Annotated in this window: 23 protein-coding genes and 1 pseudogene; 17 read left to right on the plus strand and 7 right to left on the minus strand. The window is 72.0% G+C overall.

Annotation, left to right across the window (positions count from 1 at the left end):
* The 3 genes and pseudogenes from ASE15_RS10465 to ASE15_RS10475 all read left to right on the plus strand — a co-directional run.
* Window positions 1–172: pseudogene (locus ASE15_RS10465) on the plus strand (ferredoxin); the annotation flags it as partial.
* Window positions 173–193: 21 nt separating this feature from the next.
* Window positions 194–1,327: a succinyldiaminopimelate transaminase gene (gene dapC, locus ASE15_RS10470; RefSeq protein ID WP_056763264.1), complete on the plus strand. Its 1,134-nt coding sequence runs from the start codon at window positions 194–196 to the stop codon at window positions 1,325–1,327.
* A gap of 251 nt (window positions 1,328–1,578) precedes the next feature.
* Window positions 1,579–2,877 (plus strand): citrate synthase, encoded by a 1,299-nt coding sequence (locus ASE15_RS10475; RefSeq protein ID WP_056763266.1) that lies wholly within the window; start codon window positions 1,579–1,581, stop codon window positions 2,875–2,877.
* A gap of 127 nt (window positions 2,878–3,004) precedes the next feature.
* On the opposite strand, the gene ASE15_RS10480 is transcribed toward ASE15_RS10475, so the two are convergent.
* Together ASE15_RS10480 and dapD are read right to left on the minus strand one after the other, a co-directional pair.
* The gene (locus ASE15_RS10480) at window positions 3,005–4,015 is read right to left on the minus strand and encodes a hypothetical protein (protein ID WP_235534344.1); all 1,011 of its coding nucleotides are present in this window, start codon (window positions 4,013–4,015) and stop codon (window positions 3,005–3,007) included.
* 1 nt (window position 4,016) lies between these two features.
* A complete protein-coding gene (gene dapD / locus ASE15_RS10485; protein ID WP_056763268.1) occupies window positions 4,017–5,000 on the minus strand; it encodes a 2,3,4,5-tetrahydropyridine-2,6-dicarboxylate N-succinyltransferase in 984 nt (327 codons plus the stop codon).
* Between the two features lie 110 nt (window positions 5,001–5,110).
* Here dapD and dapE point away from each other — a divergent pair, with 110 nt between their 5' ends.
* From dapE to ASE15_RS10510, 6 genes are all read left to right on the plus strand, one after another.
* Complete coding sequence (dapE, locus tag ASE15_RS10490) at window positions 5,111–6,217, plus strand: succinyl-diaminopimelate desuccinylase (protein ID WP_056763744.1); 1,107 nt, start codon at window positions 5,111–5,113, stop codon at window positions 6,215–6,217.
* Window positions 6,218–6,259: 42 nt separating this feature from the next.
* Window positions 6,260–7,078 carry a TIGR00730 family Rossman fold protein gene (locus tag ASE15_RS10495; RefSeq protein ID WP_056650280.1) on the plus strand — a complete coding sequence of 273 codons (819 nt, stop codon included), beginning with the start codon at window positions 6,260–6,262 and terminating at the stop codon, window positions 7,076–7,078.
* A 164-nt stretch (window positions 7,079–7,242) separates the two neighbouring features.
* Window positions 7,243–8,103: a dihydropteroate synthase gene (gene folP, locus ASE15_RS10500; protein ID WP_056763747.1), complete on the plus strand. Its 861-nt coding sequence runs from the start codon at window positions 7,243–7,245 to the stop codon at window positions 8,101–8,103.
* A complete protein-coding gene (locus ASE15_RS10505; RefSeq protein ID WP_056763270.1) occupies window positions 8,100–9,449 on the plus strand; it encodes a hypothetical protein in 1,350 nt (449 codons plus the stop codon). Before folP ends, ASE15_RS10505 begins: the two co-directional genes overlap by 4 nt.
* A 161-nt stretch (window positions 9,450–9,610) precedes the next feature.
* Entirely contained in the window at window positions 9,611–9,778 is a 168-nt protein-coding gene (locus tag ASE15_RS20365) for a DUF3117 domain-containing protein (RefSeq protein WP_064506638.1), read from the plus strand.
* A 6-nt stretch (window positions 9,779–9,784) separates the two neighbouring features.
* Window positions 9,785–11,410, plus strand: coding sequence for a M17 family metallopeptidase (locus tag ASE15_RS10510; protein WP_235534355.1), 1,626 nt, complete (start codon window positions 9,785–9,787; stop codon window positions 11,408–11,410).
* Between the two features lie 124 nt (window positions 11,411–11,534).
* On the opposite strand, the gene ASE15_RS10515 is transcribed toward ASE15_RS10510, so the two are convergent.
* Window positions 11,535–12,185 carry an O-methyltransferase gene (locus tag ASE15_RS10515; protein WP_369800608.1) on the minus strand — a complete coding sequence of 217 codons (651 nt, stop codon included), beginning with the start codon at window positions 12,183–12,185 and terminating at the stop codon, window positions 11,535–11,537.
* Window positions 12,186–12,403: 218 nt separating this feature from the next.
* Here ASE15_RS10515 and sigE point away from each other — a divergent pair, with 218 nt between their 5' ends.
* The 7 genes from sigE (at window position 12,404) to ASE15_RS10550 (ending at window position 19,033) form a co-directional block, all read left to right on the plus strand.
* Window positions 12,404–13,042: an RNA polymerase sigma factor SigE gene (gene sigE, locus ASE15_RS10520; RefSeq protein ID WP_056650289.1), complete on the plus strand. Its 639-nt coding sequence runs from the start codon at window positions 12,404–12,406 to the stop codon at window positions 13,040–13,042.
* On the plus strand, window positions 13,039–14,046 hold the full coding sequence (locus tag ASE15_RS10525) for an anti-sigma factor (RefSeq protein ID WP_056763272.1): 1,008 nt from the start codon (window positions 13,039–13,041) through the stop codon (window positions 14,044–14,046). Before sigE ends, ASE15_RS10525 begins: the two co-directional genes overlap by 4 nt.
* Window positions 14,043–15,899, plus strand: a complete 1,857-nt coding sequence (locus ASE15_RS10530) for a S1C family serine protease (protein ID WP_082618381.1) — start codon at window positions 14,043–14,045, stop codon at window positions 15,897–15,899. The genes ASE15_RS10525 and ASE15_RS10530 overlap by 4 nt, the downstream gene beginning before the upstream one ends.
* Before the next feature lie 9 nt (window positions 15,900–15,908).
* The gene (locus tag ASE15_RS10535; protein ID WP_056650295.1) at window positions 15,909–16,283 is read left to right on the plus strand and encodes a twin-arginine translocase TatA/TatE family subunit; all 375 of its coding nucleotides are present in this window, start codon (window positions 15,909–15,911) and stop codon (window positions 16,281–16,283) included.
* A gap of 70 nt (window positions 16,284–16,353) precedes the next feature.
* The gene (gene trpS / locus ASE15_RS10540) at window positions 16,354–17,391 is read left to right on the plus strand and encodes a tryptophan--tRNA ligase (protein ID WP_056763274.1); all 1,038 of its coding nucleotides are present in this window, start codon (window positions 16,354–16,356) and stop codon (window positions 17,389–17,391) included.
* Entirely contained in the window at window positions 17,391–17,942 is a 552-nt protein-coding gene (locus ASE15_RS10545; RefSeq protein ID WP_056650301.1) for a 2'-5' RNA ligase family protein, read from the plus strand. Before trpS ends, ASE15_RS10545 begins: the two co-directional genes overlap by 1 nt.
* 29 nt (window positions 17,943–17,971) lie before the next feature.
* Window positions 17,972–19,033 carry a YihY/virulence factor BrkB family protein gene (locus ASE15_RS10550; RefSeq protein WP_082608861.1) on the plus strand — a complete coding sequence of 354 codons (1,062 nt, stop codon included), beginning with the start codon at window positions 17,972–17,974 and terminating at the stop codon, window positions 19,031–19,033.
* Between the two features lie 88 nt (window positions 19,034–19,121).
* Here ASE15_RS10550 and ASE15_RS10555 read toward each other — a convergent pair whose 3' ends face one another.
* From ASE15_RS10555 to sdhC, 4 genes are all read right to left on the minus strand, one after another.
* Complete coding sequence (locus ASE15_RS10555; protein WP_056650307.1) at window positions 19,122–19,895, minus strand: succinate dehydrogenase iron-sulfur subunit; 774 nt, start codon at window positions 19,893–19,895, stop codon at window positions 19,122–19,124.
* A complete protein-coding gene (sdhA, locus tag ASE15_RS10560) occupies window positions 19,895–21,727 on the minus strand; it encodes a succinate dehydrogenase flavoprotein subunit (RefSeq protein ID WP_056763275.1) in 1,833 nt (610 codons plus the stop codon). The genes ASE15_RS10555 and sdhA overlap by 1 nt, the downstream gene beginning before the upstream one ends.
* A gap of 84 nt (window positions 21,728–21,811) precedes the next feature.
* The gene (locus tag ASE15_RS10565; RefSeq protein WP_056650313.1) at window positions 21,812–22,273 is read right to left on the minus strand and encodes a succinate dehydrogenase hydrophobic membrane anchor subunit; all 462 of its coding nucleotides are present in this window, start codon (window positions 22,271–22,273) and stop codon (window positions 21,812–21,814) included.
* Window positions 22,273–22,656 carry a succinate dehydrogenase, cytochrome b556 subunit gene (gene sdhC / locus ASE15_RS10570; RefSeq protein WP_082608862.1) on the minus strand — a complete coding sequence of 128 codons (384 nt, stop codon included), beginning with the start codon at window positions 22,654–22,656 and terminating at the stop codon, window positions 22,273–22,275. Before sdhC ends, ASE15_RS10565 begins: the two co-directional genes overlap by 1 nt.
* 325 nt (window positions 22,657–22,981) lie before the next feature.
* On the opposite strand from sdhC, the gene ASE15_RS10575 reads away from it, so the two are divergent.
* Window positions 22,982–24,145, plus strand: a complete 1,164-nt coding sequence (locus tag ASE15_RS10575; protein WP_056763277.1) for a mannose-1-phosphate guanylyltransferase — start codon at window positions 22,982–22,984, stop codon at window positions 24,143–24,145.
* Window positions 24,146–24,283 lie beyond the last annotated feature (138 nt).

Raw genomic sequence — 24,283 nt, forward strand, 5'->3', positions numbered from 1 at the left:
GTGTCCGGTGGAGGCGATCTACTACGAGGACGACGTGCCCTCGGAGTGGAGCGACTACTACCGGGCGAACGTGGAGTTCTTCGATGACCTGGGGTCGCCGGGTGGTGCGGCGAAGATGGGCATGATCGAGAAGGACGACCCGATGATCGCTGCCCTGGCCCCCCAGGCCTGAGCCCGGAGGCCGGACAACACCATGGGATTCGCCAGCCTGGGTGGCCTCGCCTACCCGTGGGACTCGCTCACGCCGTTCGCCGAGCGTGCCCGTCAGCACCCGCGGGGGATCGTGGACCTCTCGATCGGCACGCCGGTCGACCCGACCCCCGCCGTCGTCCGCGACGCGCTCGCCGCCGCCGGTGACGCGCACGGGTACCCGACCACGCACGGCACGCCCGCGCTCCGCGAGGCCGTTGTCGACTGGTTCGCGCGGCGTCGCGGGGTGCCCGGGCTGGACCCGGACGCCGTGCTGCCGACGGTCGGTTCCAAGGAGCTCGTGGGCCTGCTGCCGTCGCTGCTGAGGCTCGGCCCGGGGGACGTTGTCGTGCACCCGGCCACCGCGTACCCCACGTACGACGTGGGTGCCCGGCTCGCCGGGGCGACCCCGCTCGCGACGGACCGGGTCGAGGACTGGGCCGGTCGCGACGACGTGCGTCTGGTCTGGGTCAACTCGCCGGGCAACCCGACGGGTGAGGTCCTCGGGGTCGACGAGCTCGCGCGGGTGGTCGCGGCCGCCCGGGAGATCGGCGCGGTCGTCGTGAGCGACGAGTGCTACGCCGAGCTCGCGTGGGAGGAGCCGTTCGCGAGCTCCGGCGTGCCGAGCATCCTGGACCCACGCGTGAGCGGTGGCTCGAACGAGGGCCTGCTCGCCGCGTACTCGCTGTCCAAGCAGTCGAACCTCGCGGGGTACCGGGCCGCGTTCGTCGCGGGCGACCCGGCGGTGGTCGCCGACCTGCTCACGACGCGCAAGCACCTGGGCATGATCGTGCCGGCACCGGTCCAGGCGGCCATGGTCGCGGCCCTCACGGACGACGCGCACGTCGCGGCGCAGCGCGAGGTGTACCGGCGACGTCGGGACGTGCTCCTGCCCGCGCTGGGGCACGCGGGACTCGAGGTCGACGGGTCGCAGGCGGGTCTGTACCTCTGGTCGCGCCCCGCGGGCGCGGCGGAGGACCAGGACTGCTGGCAGACCGTGGGGGCTCTCGCGGACCTCGGCATCCTCGTGGGTCCCGGGGCCTTCTACGGCCCGACGGCGGCGGGTCACGTCCGCGTGGCGCTCACCGCGAGCGACGAGCGGGTGCACGAGGCGGCGGCCCGGTTGACCGCGGTGTGACCCACCTGTCGATTGTTGGGCGAACTGCGCCTCGTTCTCGCCTGTGACCCGCATCACAGGCGAGTGTCGGTTGTGTGACCGTTCCAGATTGGTCACGTGTGGGTGAAGCGAGTACCGTCGACCCAGGCCAACGCTGTCCGACACTTCGGCCACCGACGGCTCGGCCGGACAGGTGGCGATCTCGCGGCGACACCACGGAAGACACGCGCAGCCACCCGCAGGGGGAGCGGCAGCGCGCAAGGAAGGAAGACATGACCACCACCCAGCAGGCGACCGTTCGGCTCGTCGTCAACGAATCGAGCCAGGACCTGCCCGTGGTCGCAGCGACCGATGGCAACGACGGCATCGTCGTGTCCTCGTTGCTCAAGTCGACCGGGCTCGTCACCGTGGACCCCGGGTTCATGAACACCGCCTCGTGCGAGTCGGAGATCACGTACATCGACGGCGACGCGGGGATCCTGCGCTACCGCGGGTACCCGATCGACCAGCTCGCGGAGAAGTCCACGTTCCTCGAGGTCGCCTACCTCCTGATCCACGGCGAGCTCCCGGACGGGCCCACGCTCGACGCGTTCGTCGAGCGCGTCAACCGCCACACCCTGGTGCACGAGGACTTCCGCACGTTCATGGGGACGTTCCCCCGCAACGCGCACCCCATGGCGGTGCTGTCGTCGGCGATCAACGCGCTGTCGACGTTCTACCCGGAGTCGCTCGACCCGTTCGACGACGAGACGGTCGAGCTCGCGACCGTCCTGCTCCTCGCCAAGACGCGGACCATCACGTCCTACCTGCACCGTCGCGCCGTGGGCGAGCCGCTGCTCTACCCGGACTACTCGCGCGGGTACGTCGACGACTTCCTGCGCATGACGTTCGCGACGCCCTACGAGAAGTACGAGTCCGACCCGACCGTGGTCGACGCGCTCGACAAGCTCCTCATCCTGCACGCGGACCACGAGCAGAACTGCTCGACCTCGACCGTGCGCGTCGTGGGCTCGAGCCACGCGAACCTCTACGCGTCGGTCGCCGCGGGCGTCAACGCGCTCTCGGGCCCGCTGCACGGTGGTGCCAACGAGGCCGTCCTGTCGATGCTGGACAAGATCCAGAACAGCGACTTCGACGTCGACACCTTCATGAAGAAGGTGAAGAACAAGGAGGACGGCGTCCGCCTCATGGGCTTCGGCCACCGGGTCTACAAGAACTACGACCCGCGCGCGGCGATCGTCAAGGCCAAGGCCGACGCGGTGCTCTCGACCCTCGGCAAGAAGGACGAGCTGCTCGACATCGCGTTGCGTCTCGAGGAGATCGCGCTCAACGACGACTACTTCATCGAGCGCAAGCTCTACCCGAACGTCGACTTCTACACCGGCCTGATCTACAAGGCCATGGGCTTCTCGCCGGCCATGTTCACCCCGCTGTTCGCCCTGGGGCGCATGCCCGGGTGGATCGCGCAGTGGCGCGAGATGATGAAGGACCCGCAGACCAAGATCGGGCGTCCGCGCCAGGTCTACACGGGCGCGACCGAGCGTCCGTACCTGCCGGTCGACGGTCGCTGACCTCGTCGATCACCAGCACCGACGACGGCGCCCCGCACCTTTCGGTGCGGGGCGCCGTCGTCGTATGCGGGACGCTCGCCAGGAGCGCGCGCAACCGTTCGGCCGCGACGGCCGCGATGCGCGAGGGCTAGCCCTCGTCGGCCGTGGCGACCGTGATCCGCACCTGACCGACCGGGAGAGCAGCGCCGGCCTCGTCCGCCGGCAGGTCGCTCGACGGCGTCCACACGGGGTCCTCGCGGGTCCAGGTGCTGTCACCGACGTCTACCCGGACGACGTCCGTCGCGTCGGCGCTCGCGACGGCCCACTGGGCGACGGCCCACCCTGTCCGGCGGGCCTCTGACGGGACTCCCGTGAGCGGCGTCGTGTCCACCACGGTGCTCGCTCCCTCGACCGTGACCGGCAGGTCTCCGAGGTCGCGCACGACGCGCGTCCTCAGCGTCTCGTTCGAGTCCTCGACGCTCACGAGCGTGGCCGGGTCGACCGCGACGAGCTCGCACGAGAGGGTGCCCTCGGAGTTGCCCGTCAAGGCCGAGGCCCATGCGCGCGACCTGGACTCGTGCTGCGCGTAGGCGTCGGGGAAGCCGGAACGCTGCACGGCCTGGGCCGCGACCGTCACCGGGAGGTCCTCGTAGCCGTCCACCGTGTCGAGGCCGTCGTAGAACGCGGTGGTCGAGTAGACGGGGTCCATGATCTGCTCGATGGTTCCCCAGCCCTGGGACGGCCGCTGCTGGAACAGCCCGATCGAGTCGCGGTCGCCGTAGTCGATGTTGAGCAGCCGGGACTCCTGCAGCGCCGTCGCGAGGCCGATGGTCGCGGCACGTGCGGGCATGCCGCGACGGACCGTCGTGACGGCGATCAGGGCGGCGTTGTCCGCCTGGGCGGGCGAGAGGTGCCAGGCCTGCCCGTCGGCCTCGGCCGAGCAGCGCTCGGCGACGGGCGTGTGGTCGGTCAGCCGGTTGAGCGCGATGACGACCCCGGCGCTCGCGACAGCGAGGACGGTCACGACCGTGACGGCGAGGCGCAGCGGGCGGTGCCGACGCCTGCGGACGTCGCGCCCCTGGGCGTGGAGGCTCGTGCCCTCCTGCCCAGGAGCGGACGGGGCACCCTGGTGGCCCGGGGCGCCGAAGACGGAGGACATGTCAGTTCGCGTGCAGCGCGGCGTTGAGCTCGATCCCGACGCCCGTGCGCGAGACCGCCTCGACACCGCCCGTGAGGGAGTTGCGGCGGAAGAGGAGGTTGTCCTGGCCCGACAGGTCGCGGGCCTTGACGACCACGGGCCCGCCGTCGGGACCGCTGCGTCCCACGAGGGTGACCTTGGTGCCCGCGGTCACGTAGAGCCCGGACTCGACGACGCAGTCGTCGCCGAGCGGGATGCCCAGCCCGGCGTTGGCGCCGAGGAGCGAGCGCTGGCCGATCGAGATGATCTCGCGGCCACCGCCCGAGAGCGTGCCCATGATGGATGCGCCGCCGCCGATGTCCGACCCGTCGCCCACGACCACGCCGGCCGAGATGCGGCCCTCGACCATCGAGGTGCCGAGGGTGCCGGCGTTGAAGTTCACGAAGCCCTCGTGCATGACGGTCGTGCCCGCCGCGAGGTGCGCACCCAGGCGGACGCGGTCGGCGTCGGCGATGCGCACGCCCGAGGGGACCACGTAGTCGACCATGCGGGGGAACTTGTCGACCCCGAGGACCTGCACCGGCTGGCCCGTCGCGGCGCGCAGGCGCAGGCGCGTCTCCTCGAAGCCCTCGACCGCGCACGGGCCGTGGTTGGTCCAGACGACGTTGGCGAGAGCGCCGAACACGCCGTCGAGGTTGAGACCGTGGGGGGCCACGAGGCGGTGCGAGAGCAGGTGGAGGCGCAGGTAGGCGTCCGCCGCGCCCGACGGTGCGGCGTCCAGGTCGATCACGGTGCGCACGACCACGACGTCCACGCGGCGCGCCTCGTCGTGCTCGGTCAGCGCGTCGAGCGACGCGGGGACGGTCTCGTCCGAGGGGGCCTCCCCGAGCACGGGGGACGGGTACCAGACGTCGAGGACGGTGCCCTCGTCGGTCACGGTGGCGAGGCCGAAGGCCCAGGCGGTGCGGGGGCCCGTTGCGGCGCCGGTGGGAGTCGCTGAAGTCATGGCTTCACCCTATCCGTCACTCCAGGCCGGGGGGTGAACTGTCCGGGTAGGGTCTGCGTGTGACCAGCGACGAGACTCCCGACCAGTCCTCCGACCAGACCGCACCGCCGGTGTCGTCGGTACCGGCGATCCGGCTCGACCTCGACGGCGACCTCACCGCGCTCTTCCGCGCGGTGTGCGACGTGCCGTCCGTCAGCGGGGACGAGAAGGCCCTGGCCGACGCGATCGAGGCCGCGCTGCGACCGCTCGCGCACCTGGACGTCGTGCGCGACGGCAACGCGATCGTCGCCCGCACGCACCTCGGGCGCTCGCGCCGCGTCGTGATCGCCGGGCACATCGACACCGTGCCGCTGACCGACCCGCCGAACCTGCCCACCCGCCTGGTCGGCGAGGGCGCCCAGGCCGAGATCTGGGGACGTGGGACGGTCGACATGAAGGGCGGGCTCTCGGTGCAGCTCGCGCTCGCGGCAACCCTCACGGAGCCCAACCAGGACGTCACCTGGGTCTTCTACGACCTCGAGGAGGTCGCGTCCGACCTCAACGGTCTGGGGCGCCTCGCACGCAACCACCCCGAGCTCCTGCGGGGCGACTTCGCGATCCTCGGGGAGGCCACGGCAGCGGGCATCGAGGGCGGCTGCAACGGGACGCTGCGCGTCGAGGTCAGGGTCCCCGGGGTCACGGCGCACTCGGCACGCGCGTGGATGGGGTCCAACGCGATCCACTCGGCGTCGGTCGTGCTCGACCGCCTCGCGGCCTACGAGCCCGCGTCGATCGAGGTCGAGGGGCTCGTCTACCGCGAGGGCATGAACGCCGTCGGTATCCGCGGCGGCATCGCGGGGAACGTCATCCCGGACGAGTGCGTGGTCACGGTCAACTACCGCTTCGCACCCTCGCGGTCGCTGCCCGACGCCGAGGCGCACGTCCGCGACCTGTTCTCCGGCTTCGAGGTGGTCGTCACCGACGCCGCTCCCGGTGCGCGGCCGGGGCTCGACGACCCGCTCGCTGCCGACTTCGCCGCCACGGTGCTCGAGCTCACGGGCGGGGCGCCTGCCCCCAAGTACGGCTGGACGGACGTCGCGCGCTTCGCCGAGATGGGGATCCCGGCGGTGAACTTCGGCCCCGGCGACCCCGTGCTCGCGCACAAGGACGACGAGCGCTGCCCGGTCGGGCACCTCGCGCTGTGCCACGACGCGCTGCACGCGTGGCTCACCCGCTGATCGTCCCCGCCACGGGTCCCGGGAACGCTTAGGCTCGAGAGCATGAGCGACGACGGAGTTCCCCAGGCAGGCACCGGCTACCGCAAGGGGCCGGTGCTGCTGCGGGGCGAGCAGATCCCCCAGCAGACGACCGACCAGCGCCTCCTGGACACCGCCGGCAGCGCGGACTGGGTGCACAGCGACCCGTGGCGGGTCATGAGGATCCAGAGCGAGTTCGTCGAGGGCTTCGGAGCCCTCGCCGAGGTCGGCCCGGCGGTGTCGGTCTTCGGATCGGCGCGTACGCGTCCCGACCACCCGGACTACGCACTGGCCGAGCAGGTCGGCCGTCTCCTCGCCGAGCGCGACCTCGCGGTCATCACGGGTGGTGGCCCCGGGATCATGGAGGCCGCCAACAAGGGCGCCAACGAGGCGGGCGGACTCTCGATCGGCCTCGGGATCGAGCTCCCGTTCGAGCAGGGCATGAACAAGTACGTCAACCTCGGCGTGAACTTCCGGTACTTCTTCGCCCGCAAGACCATGTTCGTCAAGTACGCGCAGGGCTTCGTGGTGCTGCCGGGCGGGTTCGGCACGTTCGACGAGCTCTTCGAGGCGCTGACCCTGGTCCAGACGCACAAGGTCACCGAGTTCCCCATCGCGCTCGTGGACACCGAGTACTGGCAGGGCCTGCTCGACTGGGCGCGCACCACGGTCGCCGGGCGCGGCATGATCAGCGCGCACGACCTCGACCTGCTGTACCTGTGCGACGACCCGGCCGAGGCCGTCGAGTACGTGTGCGAGCGGGGCGCGGAGCTGCGTGCCGAGGAACGGGAGTCCGTCGAGGAGACCGCGGCCGCCCAGCAGCGGGCTGCCGGCGACCGGTGACCGGCGCCGCGACCCCGGCGTCCGGAGGCCCGGGGGCCGGCGACGACCCGTCCCCGACCGGACCCCTCGCGCCGGTTCCCCCGCAGTGCGCCCCGCTCGTCCTACGGGGGCGGGAGGTGGGGGTCGACGAGGGTGCGCCAGGTCGCCCTGCACGCCCCGTGGTCATGGCGATCGTCAACCGGACGACGGACTCGTTCTACGCGCCCGCGCGACAGCTCGACGACGGCGCCGCGCTCGAGGCCGTCGCGCGGGCGTGGTCCGAGGGCGCGGCGATCGTCGACGTCGGGGGAGTGCGTGCCGGGACCGGGCCCGAGGTCACACCGGCCGAGGAGATCCGTCGGGTCGTGCCCTTCGTCGAACGGGTGCGGGCCGACTTCCCCGACCTCCTCGTGAGCGTCGACACCTGGCGAGCCGAGGTCGCGCGCGAGGCGGCTCTGGCCGGTGCGGACCTCATCAACGACACCTGGGCCGGGCACGACCCACGCCTGGTCGAGGTCGCGGGTGAGCTCGGCGTCGGGGTCGTGTGCTCCCACACGGGCGGCGCCACGCCGCGGACGGACCCCTTCCGGGTCGCCTACCGCTCCCAGGAGGACGACGGCGCGGTGACCCGGCCGGACGACCCTCGCGACGCCGTCGTGCAGGACGTGGTCGCGACCCTCACCGCGGCCGCCGCGCGCGCGGTCGCGTGCGGGGTGCCCGCGGCCTCGGTGCTCGTCGACCCGACGCACGACTTCGGCAAGAACACCTGGCACTCGCTGCACCTCGTACGCCGGACCCAGGCGCTCGCGGGTCTCGGTTTCCCGCTGCTCATGGCGCTGTCCCGCAAGGACTTCGTGGGCGAGACGCTCGATCTCCCGGCCGACGAGCGGCTCGAGGGGACGCTCGCCGCGACGGCCGTCGCCGCGTGGCTCGGCGCCCGGGTCTTCCGCGCCCACGACGTGGCGGCCACACGGCGGACGCTGGACACCGTGGCCGCGATCCGGGGCGACGCGCCACCGGCGGTCGCGCTGCGCGGGCTCGCGTGAGCGAGCCCGCCGCGGTGCAGCGACCCGGCGACGAGCGCGCGACCCGGCCCGGGGCCAGGGCGGGGGCCCCACCGACCGGGGGCGACGCCGCGCGGTCCGGGCGGGACTCCGCGCTCCTGGCGGTCCTCCGGGCGCCCGCACGGTGGACGTGGTGGGTGCAGGTGCTCGCGGTCTACGCCGCGGCGCGGCTCGTCACCGCGGTGATCCTCCTGGTCGTCGCGCGCTCGCAGGAGGCCAACGTCTGGACCGACGCGGCGCCGTCGTACTCCGCGTGGACGGGGCGGATGTGGGACGCGTCCTGGTACCAGCAGATCGCCGAGCACGGGTACCCCGCCGAGCTGCCCGTAGGGACCGACGGACGGGTGCAGCAGAACGTCTGGGCGTTCTACCCGCTCTTCCCCTTCCTGGTGCGGGCCGTGCAGCAGGTCACCGGCCTGGGATGGGACGTCGTCGCCCCTACCGTGGCGCTGCTGTGCGGCGCCGGGGCGATGCTCGTGATCCACCGCCTGGTCGAGCGGGCTGGTCGCCTCGCCGTGGCGCACCGTCCGGGCCTCCCGCTCGCCACGGTCGCGCTCGTGAGCGTCTTCCCCTCGTCGGTCGTGCTCCAGGTGGCCTACACCGAGGCCCTCGCGCTCCTGCTGATCGCCGGCGCGCTGTACCTGGTGTGGGCGCGCCGCTACGAGTGGGCGGGGCTCGTGGTCGTGCTGCTCGGCTTCAGCCGTGCCGTCGCGCTACCGCTCGCCCTGGTCGTCGCGTGGCACGCGGTGGTCCGGGGGAGGGTGTGGTGGCGCGCCAGGCGCGTGGTCGGGCTGGAGCCGGGTGCTGGTCCTGTGGCGGTGCCCTGGCGCGACGTCGCCCGCATCGGGGGGCTCCTCGTCGTCACGGTGCTCAGCGGACTCGTGTGGCAGGTCCTGTGCGGCCTGGTGACCGGTCGGCCCGACGCCTACTTCCTGACGCAGGAGGCCTGGCGTGGGACCGGACCGGTCGTCCCGTTCGTGCCCTGGGTCCAGGTCTCGCAGATGCTCTTCGGCAGCGCCGGCCCCTGGGTCCTCGTGGCGGTCCTGGCCGCCGTGGCCGCGGTGGGCCTGAGCCCCGTCGCGCGCCGGCTCGGCCCTGAGCTCCAGGTGTGGCCGCTCGCCTACCTGGGATACCTCGTCGCCGTGATCGAGCCCTGGACGAGCCTGGTCCGGTTCCTCCTGCTCGCGTTCCCGCTCGGAGCCGTGACGCTCGGGTGGACCCGGTCGCGGTGGTGGTTCTGGGGGTGCGTCGTAGCGTGCGTCGCGGGGCAGGCCTGGTGGGTCTGGGGCCTGTGGAGGCTCACCCCGCCGAGCGGATGGCCGCCCTAGCGGCAACCAGGTCACGATCTGCGCATTTGCCGCGACGGCGTGTCGCACGGGTGAACTAGAATGGTGCACGGGCGTCCTCGGGCGGTCGGCGCGGTGACGTGCTGCCACCCTGCCGGGGCGCCGACCACAGCAGTACTGGACTACGGAATGGAGAGCCCACAATGGCTGCGATGAAGCCGCGTACGGGGGATGGCCCGCTCGAGGTCACCAAGGAGGGCCGCGGCATCGTCATGCGTGTCCCGCTCGAGGGTGGCGGTCGACTCGTGGTGGAGCTCAACGCGACCGAGGCCAGCGAGCTGGGCGAGGCGCTCCAAGCCGTCGTGGGCTGAGACGCCTTGACCGCGCGCGACGCACAGCCGCTCCTGGACCTTCCTCCTGTCGGGGGAGCTCCCCGCCACCTCCCCGAGGTGGTCGAGACGCCGGGGACCGTCCTGGACTGCCCGTTCCTGACGGACGACGCGGTCTCGGCCCTCGTGGTGGCCGTGGCCCCTCCTCTCGAGGAGGAGGACGGGCTGCAGCCGCGTGCGGGGACCGTGGACGCGGCCGCGCGCTACGGGATCGATCTCGCAGAGCTGGCCGACCGCTCCGGAGGCTCGAGCTTCCGGGGCGCGGCCGGCGAGGTCACGACCGTCGACCTGCCGCGCACGCACGCCGGAGCGGCCAACCCGCTGCCCTGGGCGGGTCTCCCGTCCACGATCGTTCTGCTCGGTATCGGCGCAGGCTCCGACCTCGAGCTCCGGCGTGCGGGAGCGGCGCTGGCCGGGGCGACGCGGGGTCTCGAGCGCGTCGTGAGCGCCGCGACGGCCGACGCCACCCCCAGCGGCGTCACGGCGTTCGTCGAGGGGTACCTGCTCGCGGCCTACCGCACGCCACGCTTCGGCGGGCTCGCCCCGAGCCGCAAGGTGCGCGGGCCCGCCCCGGACCCGCACGCGGCCGCCGAACAGCTCGTCCTCCTCGGAGAGGGAGCCGAGCAGCAGATCCTCGCTGCTCGGATCGCGGCGAGCGCGACCTGGCTCGTGCGCGACCTGTCGAACACCCCGTCCAACATCAAGGACCCGGCCTGGTTCGCCCAGCAGGCGACCGACCTCGCGGGTGCCGCCGGCCTCGAGACCGAGGTCCTCGGTCCGCGCGAGCTCGCGGCGAAGGGTTTCGGCGGTCTCCTGGCCGTGGGTGCTGCCTCGGCGAGCCCTCCCCGGCTCGTGACGGTCACCTACGTGCCGGAGGACGCCGAGCAGCACGTGGTCCTCGTCGGCAAGGGCATCACGTACGACACCGGCGGGCTCTCGATCAAGCCGCGCGAGGCCATGGTGCCCATGAAGACGGACATGGCGGGGGCCGCCGTCGCGCTGGCCGTGGTGCTCGGCGCGGCAGAGGCCGGTGTGCGGCACCAGGTCACCGCGGTCCTCCCGCTCGCCGAGAACCACTTCGGCGCGGACTCCTACCGTCCCGGGGACGTGCTGCGCACCTACTCGGGACGCACGGTCGAGGTCGCGAACACCGACGCCGAGGGGCGACTGGTCCTCGCGGACGCTCTCGGCTATGCGATCGCCGAGCTCGCGCCGGACCTGCTGATCGACGTCGCGACCCTGACCGGAGCAGCGAGCATCGGGCTCGGGCGGGGCCACGCGGCTCTCTATGCGACCGCTCCCGAGCTCGTGGCCGGCCTCGAGGCCGCTGCGACAGCGACGGGCGAACGGGTCTGGCACATGCCGCTCGTCGAGGACTACACGTCCGCGCTGCGATCGACCGTCGCGGACCTGCGGCACGTGCCGCTCGAGGCCGGGGGTGGCGGATCCATCACGGCTGCGCTCTTCCTGCGGGAGTTCACGGGAGGGCTGCCCTGGGTCCACCTCGACATCGCCGGCCCGGCACGGGCGACGTCGTCGCGGCACGAGGTCACCGAGGGGGCGACGGGGTACGGGGCGCGCCTCCTGCTCCGGTACCTCACCGACCTCCGCTGAGGCCGGCCCCGGCGACCTGCCGGGCACATGACGAGGGCCCCTCACCCGTTCGGCGGGTGAGGGGCCCTCGTCGTGCTCACGCTCGCGCGGCTGCGTGCGGAGCGCCGCGGGAGGCGACGGTGCGCTACCGGCGCACGCCGAGGAGCAGTCCGTCGCCGCTCGGGATCAGTGCGGGCAGGACGCGGTCGTCGGCGCGCAGCGAGCGACCGACCTCGCGCACGATCGTGGTGATCTCGTCGCGCCGGGCAGGGTCCGCCACGCGGTCACCGACGAGCGCGCCGTCGACCGCGACGATGCCGCCGGGACGCAGGAGACGCAGTGCCTGCTCGACGTACTCGGGGTAGCTGTGACGGTCGGCGCCGACGAGGACCAGGTCGTACGCGCCGTCGGTGAGCCGGGGCAGGACGTCGCTCGCGCGGCCGGGGATGGTCCGGGTCCTGGTGGCGCGGATCCCGGCCTCGGCGAACGCGTCCTTGGCGGCACGCTGGTGCTCGACCTCGACGTCGATGGTCGTCAGGACGCCGTCCTCGGGCATCCCGCGCAGGAGCCAGAGCGACGCGACACCCGTACCGGTGCCGATCTCGACGACCGAGCGGGCGCCCAGGGCGGCCGCGAGCGCCTGGAGCACTGCTCCCACGCCTGGCAGGACGGCGGGGCAACCCAGCTCGGCGGCACGCTCGCGAGCACGCAGGAGGACGTCGTCCTCCGGCACGAACTCCTCGCAGTAGGTCCAGCTCGACGCCTTGGCGTTGGTCCGGCCGATGTCGGTGGTGATAGGGCCCTCCTGGTCTCGGGCACCGCGCGTCTCCGGGGAACCCCGGACGGACTGCTGCGGTGCTGCCGTCCTGCGCGGTGCAGGTGAGGCGATCGTACCGGCCCGCGGGCTCCGTGGCGCTGGATGAGCCCACGTCCGGGGGAGGTTTCGTGGACGTGGTGCGCACGTCCGTGCGACGTCGGGAACGGATGCGCGACGCACCGCGTTGTACGGGGACAATGGACCGTGTGAGCAGTGACGTGAGTGCCCAGCCCTGGACGCCCCCCTCGTGGGACCAGATCGTGCGGGAGCACTCCGCGCGCGTGTACCGGCTGGCGTACCGCCTGACCGGGAACCAGCACGACGCCGAGGACCTGACCCAGGAGACGTTCATCCGCGTCTTCCGGTCGCTGTCGAGCTACACCCCGGGAACCTTCGAGGGGTGGCTGCACCGCATCACCACGAACCTGTTCCTGGACCAGGTGCGGCGCAAGCAGCGCATCCGTATGGAGGCCATGGGCGAGGACTCGGCCCAGTACGCGGCCACGGGGGAGATGACGCACCCGGAGCGCGGGTACGAGCACACGAACCTCGACCACGACGTCCAGCGTGCGCTCGACGCCCTGTCGCCCGAGTACCGGGCGGCGGTCGTGCTGTGCGACATCGAGGGTCTGAGCTACGAGGAGATCGCGGTCACGCTGGGCATCAAGCTCGGCACGGTGCGTTCGCGCATCCACCGCGCGCGCTCGCAGCTGCGTGCGGCCCTGCCGCACCGTGACCCGTCCGAGCGTGCCGCCACGGACGGTGCACCGTCCGGGGACGTCGCGGTCGACGAGCTGACGGCACTCGGGACCCGCACCGCACCGGGGGGACCATGACGCACCTCGGGACCCTCATCAGCGCGCTGGCCGACGACCAGCTCCCGCCCGCGACGCGCGAGCGGGCGCTGACGCACGTCGCGGGATGTGACCAGTGCGCCGCCGAGCTCGCGGTCGCGCGTGCGGTCCGCAAGCGCCTGTCGTGCGCGCGGGACGTCCTGCCGACGACGGACCTGACCTCCCGGCTCCTCGCGCTCTCGGCCCAGATCCCCGACGCCGAGGGCGACCCGTTGCGCAAGGGGCCGGCGGCGCGCGACCCGTGGGCGCCCGCTCCCGAGGCGGGGGCGCTGAGCTGCGCGCTCACGGGAGACATCGCTGCCCATGCCCGACGACGCCGCTCCCGTCGCGTGCTCGTCGCGGCATCGAGCGGGGTCGCCGTGCTGGCCGTCGCGCTCTTCACGCTCGGTGACCGGCCCGTCGTGGTGCCGGACCGGCACGTGGCGTCGCCGCTGACGGTGCTGGCAGAGGCCGGCGGTGCCACGGCGGCAGGGGCCACCGAGGTGGCCCTCGTCCCGGTCCTGCCGGAGGTCTCGGGCGCCGCGCGCGCCGCGGGCGGCGAGGACGGTGCCGGCAGCGTGGACCTCGCGGACTCGACCGCGCTCGCCTGGATGGCCGAGCACGGGTGGACGAGCCCGACGGGGATCCTGGACGGGTTCGACGTCACCTCGGTCCAGCTCGTCGGACCCGAGCGCGACGTGCTCCGTGTGGACCTCACGGGCCCCGAGGGGACCATCGTGGTCCGAGAGCAGGTCGGTCGGCTCGACACGTCCAGCCTCTCGCGCTCCGAGGGCTTCGAGGGGCGCGCCGTTTACGTCCTGTCCGACGAGCCGCCCCACCTGGTGTGGCAGGCTGGGGACACGGTGATCGACGTCGTGGCAGAGGTGAGCAAGGACGTCCTCGCCTCGTTCGTGGCGACGTTCCCCGCGCACGACTTCGACGAGGGGGTCCCGGCCCGTATCTCCCGGGGATGGACGACCATGACAGGAGCCTTGGGCACCCCATGACCGCACACGACTCAGCGCTGGACCCCGCCGAGCCGCAGCCCGCTGCGCAGCCTCACGTGCCCTCGCCCTCGCAGGCCTCCGAGACCGCGAGCGACCCCGCCACGGTCGAGGCTGCTCCGTCGTCGCCCGAGCGGGCGTCGACCTCGCAAGCGGACGCCCCTGAGGGCCCCTCGGGGCGGTCGACGGTCGAGGCGCAGGTGGCAGCCGGGGCACCGGACGCTCCTGCGTCGGATCGCGAGCCAGGCGGTGAGCCGTCGGCCCTGGCGTCCGGCGCCCCTTCGGAGCAGACGCCCGCGCCCGGGGGAGAGCAGCGCACCGAGGAGGTCCCGGTGCCTCGCCCTGCCCCCGTGCAGCCTCCGGCCGCTCCCAACCCCTTCGCTCCGCCGTCGGCGTTCCGGTCCACGGCGACCGCACCCCTGAGCCCCGTCGCGCCGGGTGCGAGCCCCGTGGCTCCGGGCCCCGTCCCTCCGCCCGGTCCGCACGACACGCGCCCGTACGGAGCGCCCCTGGGCGCACTGCCCGTCGCCCGTCCGGGCCTCCCGGGATATGCCCCGCAGTCACCGGACGGGCAGCACCCGTACGCCGCCGCGTACCAGCACGCCACGGCCACGCCGGGTGGGCCTGCGCAGCACGGAACCACCCCGCCGCAGCCGGCGTATCCGGGAGCGGGAAGCCCGCCCGGAGAGGCCGACCCGCACGGCCCCACGACGCCGGTCGAGCCCTGGGGTGCCCCGCCCCCTCCGCCGGCGCAGAAGCCCCGACGCCGCATCGGTACCGGCGCGGTCGCCGGCATCGCTGCGCTCGCCCTCGTGGCGGGCGCGGTCGGTGGCATCGCGGCCGACCGGATCGTCGACGGCACCCAGCGTCGCCCGGTCAGCGCGTCGCTCCCGCTCGCGGGCACGGCCCCCGAGGCAGAGCGTCCCGCGGGCTCGGTCGCGGCGATCGCGGCGACCGTGCTGCCGAGCGTCGTGTCGCTGCAGGTCGAGGGCGCGGACGGGATCTCGACGGGCTCCGGCTTCGTGATCCGTGAGGACGGCTACATCCTCACCAACAACCACGTGGTCGCCGGTGGCGCGGACGGCGGCAAGGTCACGGTGCTCTTCGCGGACGGCAGCGAACGTCCGGCCGCGATCGTCGGTCGGACCGCGGACTACGACCTCGCGGTCGTGAAGGTCGACGAGGCCGGTCTGGTCCCGCTCGTGCTGGGCGACTCGGACGCCGTGGTCGTGGGGGACCCCGTCGTCGCGATCGGTGCCCCGCTCGGGCTCAACGGGACCGTCACGACCGGGATCGTCAGCGCGCTGAACCGTCCCGTCGCGGCAGGCGACTCGGCCGAGACCGCGTTCATCAACGCGATCCAGACGGATGCGGCCATCAACCCGGGGAACTCGGGCGGCCCGCTGGTGAACGGAGCGGGCGAGGTCGTGGGCGTGAACTCCGCGATCGCGCAGCCGCCCGGGACGGGTGGCGCGACGGGCAGCATCGGCCTCGGCTTCGCGATCCCCTCCGACCAGGCCAGACGGACGGCCGAGGAGCTGATCGAGAAGGGCACCGCCACGTACCCCGTGATCGGGGTCCTGCTCGACTCGCGCTACCAGGGCGAGGGCGTCCAGGTCACGACCGAACCGCAGGGCGGGCAGTCGCCCGTGACCGCGGGAGGTCCGGCGGACGAGGCCGGGATCCAGGCCGGGGACGTCATCCTCGCGATCGACGGGAGGCCTGTGAGCCTGAGCGACGAGCTCATCGTGGCGATCCGCGCGAAGGCCCCGGGAGACACCGTGACGCTGCGCGTGCGCACGGGCGACGCCGAGCGCGACGTCCGCGTTGTGCTCGACGAAGCCACGAGCGAGTAGTCTGACCGCGTGTTCGGTATCAACGGCGCCGAGTTCGTCGTCCTCCTCGTCGTCGCCGTGATCGTCATCGGTCCCGAGCGACTGCCCCGCTATGCCGAGCAGCTCGGCGCGTTCGTCCGCACCGCCCGCGGCTTCCTCAAGGACGCCAAGTCGCGCGTCGACGAGGAGCTGGGGCCGGAGGTGGGTGACGTCGACTGGTCCAAGCTGGACCCTCGTCAGTACGACCCCCGACGGATCGTCCGCGAGGCGCTGCTCGACGACGACGACCTGCTGGGCACGTCCTCGCGGCCCCGCAGCGCGTCGCCCGTCCCGCCCCCGCCTCCCGCGCCCGTGGACGCGGACGGAGTGCGCGTCCCGGCGCCGTTCGACGACGAGGCGACCTGAGCGCAGGGTCCGGCGTCCCGGCGACCGACCCGGATTCGGTCGACGCACGTCGACCTGTCAGAATGGGGCAATGGTCAACGAGGTTCCCGGTGAACGGCGTCCACGCATCTTCTCGGGGATGCAGCCCACGGAGGATTCGCTCCAGCTGGGCAACTACATCGGGGCTCTGAGCCAATGGGTCGCGCTGCAGGAGTCGTACGACGCGATCTACTGCGTCGTGGACATGCACGCCCTGACGGTCAACCCCGAGCCCGCGAAGCTGCGCGAGCGTACCCGTCGCACTGCGGCGCAGTACCTGGCCGGGGGAGTGGACCCCGAGACCTCGACGTTGTTCGTGCAGTCGCACGTCCCCGAGCACGCCGAGCTGGCCTGGGTGCTGTCGTGCCAGACGGGCTTCGGCGAGGCGGGTCGCATGACCCAGTTCAAGGACAAGTCCGCGAAGCAGGGCACCGACGGCACGACCGTGGGCCTCTTCACCTACCCGGTCCTGATGGCTGCGGACATCCTGCTCTACGACGCGGCGCTCGTACCCGTGGGCGAGGACCAGCGTCAGCACCTCGAGCTGGCCCGCAACCTCGCGGAGCGCCTCAACTCGCGGTTCGGTGAGGACACCGCCGTGGTCCCCGAGCCCCACATCGTCAAGGCCGTGGCGAAGATCTACGACCTGCAGGAACCGACCGCCAAGATGAGCAAGTCGTCGTCGGGCGGCAAGGGCGTCATCTGGCTGCTCGAGGACCCCAAGGCCGCTGCCAAGCGCATCCGCTCCGCGGCGACCGACTCGGACAACGAGATCCGCTACGACCCGGCGAGCAAGCCGGGCATCTCCAACCTGCTGACCATCTTCTCGGCCCTGACCTCCCGTCCGGTCGAGGTGATCGCCGCCGACTACGAGGGCAAGGGGTACGGGCACCTGAAGGTGGACCTGGCCGAGGTCGTCGTCGACTTCCTCACGCCGTTCCAGGCCCGGGCGAACGAGTACCTGTCCGACCCGGCCGAGCTCGACGCGGTCCTGGCCCGCGGGGCCGAGCGTGCGCGAGGTCTCGCCCAGACCACCCTGGACCGCATCTACGACCGCGTCGGTCTGCTGCCGGCTCGTCGGACCCGCTGATGAACCTGCCCGAGCGCGGTCCGTCGCAGGTGCGGATCGGCATCGCGATCGAGATCCCCGAGCCGTTCGGTCCTGCGCTCCAGGAGGCTCGCGCCGCGTTCGGCGACCCCTTTGCCGGGGACATCCCCCCGCACATCACGTTGCTCGGGCCGACGGTCGTCGACGAGTCGGCCCTCGAGGACGTGTACACGCACCTCGAGCGCGTGACCGCGCATGCTGCGCCGTTCCGGGTCATCCTGCGAGGCAGCGGGACGTTCCGTCCCGTGTCGCCCGTCGTCTTCGTGATCGTCGCGCAGGGCATCGCGGAGTGCGAGGAGCTCGAGGGTGCAGTGCGCTCGGGCGTGCTGGACCAGGAGCTCCGGTTCAACTATCACCCGCACGTCACGGTCGCCCACGAGGTCGACGACGAGGCGCTGGACCTCGCGTTCGAGGAGATGGCGGGGTTCGAGGCCGCGTTCGACGTCACGGGCATCTATCTCTACGAGCACGGAGACGACGGGGTCTGGCGTCCGGCTCGCCGGTTCGAGCTCTCCGGTCTGTCGGACGGGTGAGTCGGGGGTTCCTCTCCTAGGCTCGGGCGATGACTTCTCCCACGACGACCGACGACGAGGCTCCCGGCCTGGTGGCTCGGCTCACGACCCGGGCCAAGGCGGTGCAGGCCTGGTGGAACACGACCCGGCCCGCCCGGGCCCTCGCGCAGTACGGGGTCCAGCGGGGGGCTCTCCTGTGCGGCGGTATGGCCTACTCGGCCCTGTTCTCTCTGTTCGCGGGCCTGACGATCTTCTATACCGCCTTCATGGCCTTCCTGGGCAACCGCGAGGAGCTGCGCGACGAGATCTTCGCCCAGATCGACAAGGCGATCCCGGGGCTCATCAAGACGACCCCGAACGGGAGCGGCATCCTCTCGCCCGACGACCTGATCATCAACTCGGGACTGAGCGTCTCGAGCGTCGTCGCGGTGTTCGTGCTGCTCTTCAGCGCCGTGTCGTTCATGGCCGCGCTGCGCACCTCGACACGTGCCATGTTCTCGCTGACCAACGTGGGACAGAACCCGGTGCTCTCCAAGCTGCGCGAGCTCGGCGGGTTCGCCGTCCTGGGGCTGAGCGTGGTGATCTCGGCAGCGGCCACGGTGGTCGTCCAGACGGTGGGAGCGACGCTCTTCGGGGACGGGGCGCTCGCCTCGGTCCTGGTGCCCGTGGCGGGCATCCTCGTAGGCCTGGTCTTCGACGCGCTCGTGGTCCTGCTCATCATCCGTTTCGTGGCGGGAGTACGTCCGCCCCGCAAGGACCTGTACATCGGGGCCATGGCGGCCGCAGCGGCCTTCGGGGTCCTGCGCTACCTCGGGACGAGCGTGATCGTCGGCAGCTCGTCCCGCAACGCCCTGCTGGGCTCGTTCGCGACGTTCGTCACGATCCTGCTCCTCGCGAACTTCGTCACCCGGATCCTGCTCATGGTCGCGGCCTGGATCGCCGACCCGCCGGCCCAGCCGACGGTCGAGGAGCTGCGCGCGCAGGCCGAGGCCGAGCAGGAGGAGCGGCTCGACGCGGAGGTCCGACGAGGGGCCGGGTACGGGTATCCCTGGAGCCCCCTGGTGCGCGGGGTGCGCCGAGGCCGGGAGCCGCGGGTGCACGCCGAGGTCTGAGCGTTGCGGCTCGGTTCGAGCCCGCGAACGACGACGGCGGCCCGCCGGCCGGAGCCGGGGACCGCCGTCGTGCAGTGCTCGTAGGGCGTCAGAACGCGCGGGTGATCATCGCGCGCTTGACCTCCTGGATCGCCTTGGTGATCTCGATGCCACGGGGGCACGCCTCGGTGCAGTTGAAGGTCGTGCGGCAGCGCCACACGCCCTCCTTGTCGTTGAGGATCTCCAGGCGCTGGGTCGCACCGTCGTCGCGCGAGTCGAAGATGAAGCGGTGCGCGTTGACGATCGCGGCCGGGCCGAAGTACTGGCCGTCCGTCCAGAACACGGGGCACGAGGACGTGCACGCCGCGCACAGGATGCACTTCGTGGTGTCGTCGAAGCGCTCGCGCTGCTCGGCAGACTGCAGGCGCTCCTTGCTCGGCTCGTTCCCCGACGTGATGAGGAACGGCATGATCTCGCGGTAGGAGGCGAAGAACGGCTCCATGTCGACGACCAGGTCCTTGATGACCGGCAGGCCCTTGATGGGCTCGACGGTGATCGGCTTGTCCGGGTTGACGTCCTTGAGGAGCGTCTTGCAGGCCAGTCGGTTACGACCGTTGATGCGCATCGCGTCCGAGCCGCAGATCCCGTGGGCGCACGAGCGACGGAAGGTCAGCGAGCCGTCGTGCTCCCACTTGATCTTGTGCAGCGCGTCGAGCACGCGGTCCGTGCCGTGGGCCAGGACCGTGTACTCCTCCCAGTACGCGTCCTCACCGTGCTCGGACTCGGGGTTGTAGCGGCGGAGCTTGATCGTGACCTCGAAGGAGGGCACGGCGCCGACCTCGGTCTTCTCCGAACCGGCAGGGGCTTCGAGTGTGGCAGTCATCAGTACTTACGCTCCATGGGCTCGTACCGGGTCTGGGTGACGGGCTTGGAACCCAGCACGATCTTGTAGGAATCGAACTCCTCGACGTGGTCGAAGTATCCCTCCACGTGCCCGTCGGCGGTGTCGCCGGCAGCCGTGGGGCGACGGTAGGCCATCGTGTGGAGCATGTAGTTGGCGTCGTCGCGGTCCGGGAAGTCCTCGCGGTAGTGACCACCGCGCGACTCCTTGCGGTTGATGGCCGCGATGACCGTGACCTCGGCGATGTCGAGGAGGAAGCCGAGCTCGATGGCCTCCAGCAGGTCGGTGTTGAACAGACGACCCTTGTCCTGGACCGAGACCTTGCGGTAGCGGTCCTGGAGGGTGCGGATGTCCGAGAGCGCCTGGTTGAGCGACTCGCCCGTGCGGAACACCTGCGCGTTGGCGTCCATGGTTTCCTGGAGCGCCTTGCGGACGTCGGCCACGCGCTCGCCGTCGGGGCGGTTGCGCATCTCGTCGAGCTGGGAGATCACTGCGGCCGCGGGGTTCTCCGGCAGCTCGCGGTACTCCGCGGTCGCGGCGTACGCGGCGGCCTGGCGGCCCGCCCGCTTGCCGAACACGTTGATGTCCAGGAGCGAGTTGGTCCCGAGGCGGTTGGAGCCGTGCACCGAGACGCACGCGACCTCGCCGGCCGCGTACAGGCCGCGGACGACGTTGTGACCGTCGCGGAGGACCTCGCCGCCGACGTTGGTCGGGATGCCGCCCATGGCGTAGTGCGCGGTCGGGTAGACGGGCACGGGCTCGGTGTAGGGCTCGATGCCGAGGTACGTGCGCGCGAACTCGGTGATGTCCGGCAGCTTGGCGTCGATGTGCGCGGGCTCGAGGTGCGTCAGGTCGAGCAGGACGTAGTCCTTGTCCGGCCCGGCGCCGCGTCCCTCGCGGACCTCGTTCGCCATCGACCGCGCGACGATGTCACGGGGTGCGAGGTCCTTGATGGTGGGTGCGTAGCGCTCCATGAAGCGCTCGCCCTCGCCGTTGCGCAGGATGCCGCCCTCACCGCGGGCCGCCTCCGAGAGGAGGATGCCGAGCCCGGCGAGACCTGTCGGGTGGAACTGGAAGAACTCCATGTCCTCGAGCGGCAGGCCGCGACGGTAGGCCAGGGCCATGCCGTCACCCGTGAGGGTGTGCGCGTTGGAGGTCGTCTTGAAGATCTTGCCCGCGCCGCCCGTGGCGAAGATGATCGCCTTGGCCTGGAAGACGTGGATCTCGCCGGTCGCCAGGTCGTACGCGACGACGCCGGTCGCGTTGACCGTCTCGCCGTCGGGGACGTCCTCGGCGGCGAGGTCGTGGTCCGTGATGAGGTCCAGGACGTAGAACTCGTTGAAGAACTCGACGTCCTGCTTGACGCAGTTCTGGTAGAGCGTCTGGAGGATCATGTGACCCGTGCGGTCAGCGGCGTAGCACGAGCGGCGCACCGCGGCCTCGCCGTGGTTGCGGGTGTGACCGCCGAAGCGACGCTGGTCGATCTTGCCCTCGGGCGTGCGGTTGAACGGCAGACCCATGCGCTCGAGGTCGAGGACCGCGTCGATGGCCTCCTTGGCCATGATCTCCGCGGCGTCCTGGTCGACGAGGTAGTCGCCGCCCTTGACCGTGTCGAACGTGTGCCACTCCCAGTTGTCCTCCTCGACGTTCGCGAGGGCGGCGCACATGCCGCCCTGCGCCGCGCCGGTGTGGGACCGGGTGGGGTAGAGCTTCGAGATGACCGCCGTGCGGACCTTGCCGGACGACTCGAGCGCCGCGCGCATGCCGGCGCCGCCTGCTCCGACGATGACGACGTCGTACTGATGGGTTTGCATCGGTGTCGATGCCTCCTGTGACGAGTGGGAAGGGGGACGGGGGCTGTCAGGCGGCGTCTGGGGGAACGTCGGCCGGCAGGTCCGTCAGGCGGTGCAGAACGACGGGAGCTGGTAGTCCAGCGCGTTCGGCGGGCACGGGTCGAACGTGAAGACCACGAGGGTGCCGAGCACGGTGACGATCACGAAGGCCAGGTACAGGGCCCACTTGAGGACCATGCGTGTGCCGTCGCGCTGGGCGTAGTCGTTGATGATGGTGCGGACGCCGTTGGTGCCGTGGATCATCGCGAGCCAGAGCATCAGGAGGTCCCAGACCTGCCAGAACGGCGAGGCCCACTTGCCGGCGACGAAGCCGAAGTCGATCGCGTGGACACCCTCGCCGACCATGAGGTTCACGAAGAGGTGCCCGAAGATCAGGACGATCAGCACGACGCCCGAGGCGCGCATGAAGACCCAGCTGTACAGCTCGTAGTTCGAGCGCGTCGTCTTCTGGCGCTTGTACGGGTCGCGGGGGGCCGCGAGGGGCGAGCTGGTGGTCGTGGTGCCCATCAGTGCCCACCTCCGAAGACGTTCATGAGGTGGCGGGGCAGGAAGCCCGCCATGGTCACGGCGAACAGACCGACGACGACCCACAGCATGGTGCGCTGGTACTTGGGGCCCTTGGCCCAGAAGTCCACGAGGATGATCCGGACACCGTTGAAGGCGTGGAACACGATGGCGGCGACCAGGCCGGCCTCACCGAGTCCCATGATCACGGTCTTGTACGTGCCGATCACGGCGTCGTACGCCTCGGGCGAGACTCGTACCAGCGCTGTGTCCAGCACGTGCACGAGGAGGAAGAAGAAGATGAGCACGCCGGTCACGCGATGCGCGACCCACGACCACATGCCTTCACGGCCGCGGTACAGCGTGCCAGCAGGTGCACTGGGCACTTTAGGGGCCTCCTGTGGCGAGTTCAGGGGTGAGATATCGAGCTGGACGACGTCGTCCGCCGGTGGCCGTTCACGACCGCTCCGTCCCGAGGCTCCGAGGAGTCGGGAGGAGCGGCAGATCCAGGGCTCGCCGGAGTCCGTCGATATCCGTCTCTGGGGTTCCACCATAGTGACATCGGCGTCAGGTTGCGGACCGCCGGGGCTTCCAGGCGCCCTGCCCACCCCGGATTGTGACTCATTCCACATGGCTTCGGGGAACTGTCGAGGACCGGTCTCGCGGGCGCCCCGGGCGGCGTCTCGACCCGTGGTCACTATGCTTCCTAGCATGTCGACCACTCCTGCGCCTGCCCCTTCTCCTGGTGGGTCGTCCACGGACGACCGGGCCGTCCCCGGCTTCTATGCCGTGATCCCCGCGGGCGGGGCCGGGACGCGGCTGTGGCCTCTGTCCCGGCGGGGCAACCCCAAGTTCCTGCTCGACCTCGCGGGCACCGGGCGCTCGCTCCTCCAGGCCACGGTCGACCGCCTGGCGCCCCTGACGGGCGAGGGGGGCATCGTCCTGGTCACGGGTCGCCAGCACGTGGCCTCGGCCAGGACGCAGCTGCCAGGGCTCGACGAGGACTCGGTGCTCGCCGAACCCTCCCCCCGCGACTCGATGGCCGCCATCGGGCTGGCGGCCGCGGTCCTCGAGCAGCGTCACGGCGACGTGGTGATCGGCTCGTTCGCGGCCGACCAGGTCATCACGGGGCAGGCGGCGTTCGAGCAGGCCGTCCGGGAGGGTGTGGAGGCGGCGCGGGCGGGCTACGTCGTGACGGTCGGGATCGCGGCGTCGAGGCCGTCCACCGCTTTCGGCTACGTCCGCAGCGGGGCGTCGCTCGGCCTCGAGGGGGCGCCGACGGGTCTGCACGCCGAGGGCTTCACGGAGAAGCCCGACGCCCTGACCGCGCAGCGCTACGTGCGTTCGGGGGAGTACCGCTGGAACGCGGGCATGTTCATCACGCGGACCTCGGTCCTGCTCGGGCACCTGGCCGACCAGCGCCCCGAGCTCCACGACGGGCTGCGGCGGATCGCCGCGGCCTGGGACACGCCCGAGCGGGACCGGGTCCTCGCGGACGAGTGGCCCGGGCTCGAGAAGATCGCGATCGACCACGCGGTCGCCGAGCCCGTCGCCGCCGTGGGCGGGGTCGCGGTGGTGCCGGGCAACTTCGGCTGGGACGACGTGGGCGACTTCAACTCGCTCGCCGCCCTGCTGCCCGCAGCGGACGAGTCGGGCTCCAAGGTCCTGGGGGACGCCGGTCGGGTCGTCCGGCTCGAGAGCGCGGGCTCGGTCGTCGTCCCGGCGAGCGAGCGCGTCGTGACGATCCTCGGTCTCGACGACGTCGTGGTCGTCGACACACCGGACGCGCTCCTAGTCACGACGCGGGCGCGTGCGCAGCAGGTCAAGTCCATGGTCGACGCGGTGCGCGAGCGCGGGCTCGACGAGCTGCTCTGACCCCTTTCCTCACCGCTCGCCCGGGGTGCGCGCTCGCGCCCCGGGCGAGCGGCGCCGTCGGGCCGCGGGCCGGGTCTCCCGCGCGGCCCGACGGCGCAGCGCGGCCCGCGCAGGCTTCCCGCCGTCCCGGTGCGTGGC

The organism is Oerskovia sp. Root22, from assembly GCF_001429135.1.
GTDB lineage: Bacteria > Actinomycetota > Actinomycetes > Actinomycetales > Cellulomonadaceae > Oerskovia > Oerskovia enterophila.

What these genes read in the sequence shown, in the direction of transcription:
- ASE15_RS10525 (WP_056763272.1), top strand. Translation starts at nt 13,039, where the DNA reads ATGACGCACCTCGGGACCCTCATCAGCGCGCTGGCCGACGACCAGCTC.
- trpS (WP_056763274.1), top strand. Translation starts at nt 16,354, where the DNA reads ATGGTCAACGAGGTTCCCGGTGAACGGCGTCCACGCATCTTCTCGGGG.
- ASE15_RS10475 (WP_056763266.1), top strand. Translation starts at nt 1,579, where the DNA reads ATGACCACCACCCAGCAGGCGACCGTTCGGCTCGTCGTCAACGAATCG.
- ASE15_RS10495 (WP_056650280.1), top strand. Translation starts at nt 6,260, where the DNA reads ATGAGCGACGACGGAGTTCCCCAGGCAGGCACCGGCTACCGCAAGGGG.
- ASE15_RS10575 (WP_056763277.1), top strand. Translation starts at nt 22,982, where the DNA reads ATGTCGACCACTCCTGCGCCTGCCCCTTCTCCTGGTGGGTCGTCCACG.
- ASE15_RS10545 (WP_056650301.1), top strand. Translation starts at nt 17,391, where the DNA reads ATGAACCTGCCCGAGCGCGGTCCGTCGCAGGTGCGGATCGGCATCGCG.
- ASE15_RS20365 (WP_064506638.1), top strand. Translation starts at nt 9,611, where the DNA reads ATGGCTGCGATGAAGCCGCGTACGGGGGATGGCCCGCTCGAGGTCACC.
- ASE15_RS10555 (WP_056650307.1), bottom strand. Translation starts at nt 19,895, where the DNA reads ATGACTGCCACACTCGAAGCCCCTGCCGGTTCGGAGAAGACCGAGGTC.
- ASE15_RS10480 (WP_235534344.1), bottom strand. Translation starts at nt 4,015, where the DNA reads ATGTCCTCCGTCTTCGGCGCCCCGGGCCACCAGGGTGCCCCGTCCGCT.
- ASE15_RS10530 (WP_082618381.1), top strand. Translation starts at nt 14,043, where the DNA reads ATGACCGCACACGACTCAGCGCTGGACCCCGCCGAGCCGCAGCCCGCT.
- dapC (WP_056763264.1), top strand. Translation starts at nt 194, where the DNA reads ATGGGATTCGCCAGCCTGGGTGGCCTCGCCTACCCGTGGGACTCGCTC.
- dapD (WP_056763268.1), bottom strand. Translation starts at nt 5,000, where the DNA reads ATGACTTCAGCGACTCCCACCGGCGCCGCAACGGGCCCCCGCACCGCC.
- sigE (WP_056650289.1), top strand. Translation starts at nt 12,404, where the DNA reads ATGGACCGTGTGAGCAGTGACGTGAGTGCCCAGCCCTGGACGCCCCCC.
- folP (WP_056763747.1), top strand. Translation starts at nt 7,243, where the DNA reads ATGGCGATCGTCAACCGGACGACGGACTCGTTCTACGCGCCCGCGCGA.
- sdhA (WP_056763275.1), bottom strand. Translation starts at nt 21,727, where the DNA reads ATGCAAACCCATCAGTACGACGTCGTCATCGTCGGAGCAGGCGGCGCC.
- ASE15_RS10565 (WP_056650313.1), bottom strand. Translation starts at nt 22,273, where the DNA reads ATGGGCACCACGACCACCAGCTCGCCCCTCGCGGCCCCCCGCGACCCG.
- ASE15_RS10550 (WP_082608861.1), top strand. Translation starts at nt 17,972, where the DNA reads ATGACTTCTCCCACGACGACCGACGACGAGGCTCCCGGCCTGGTGGCT.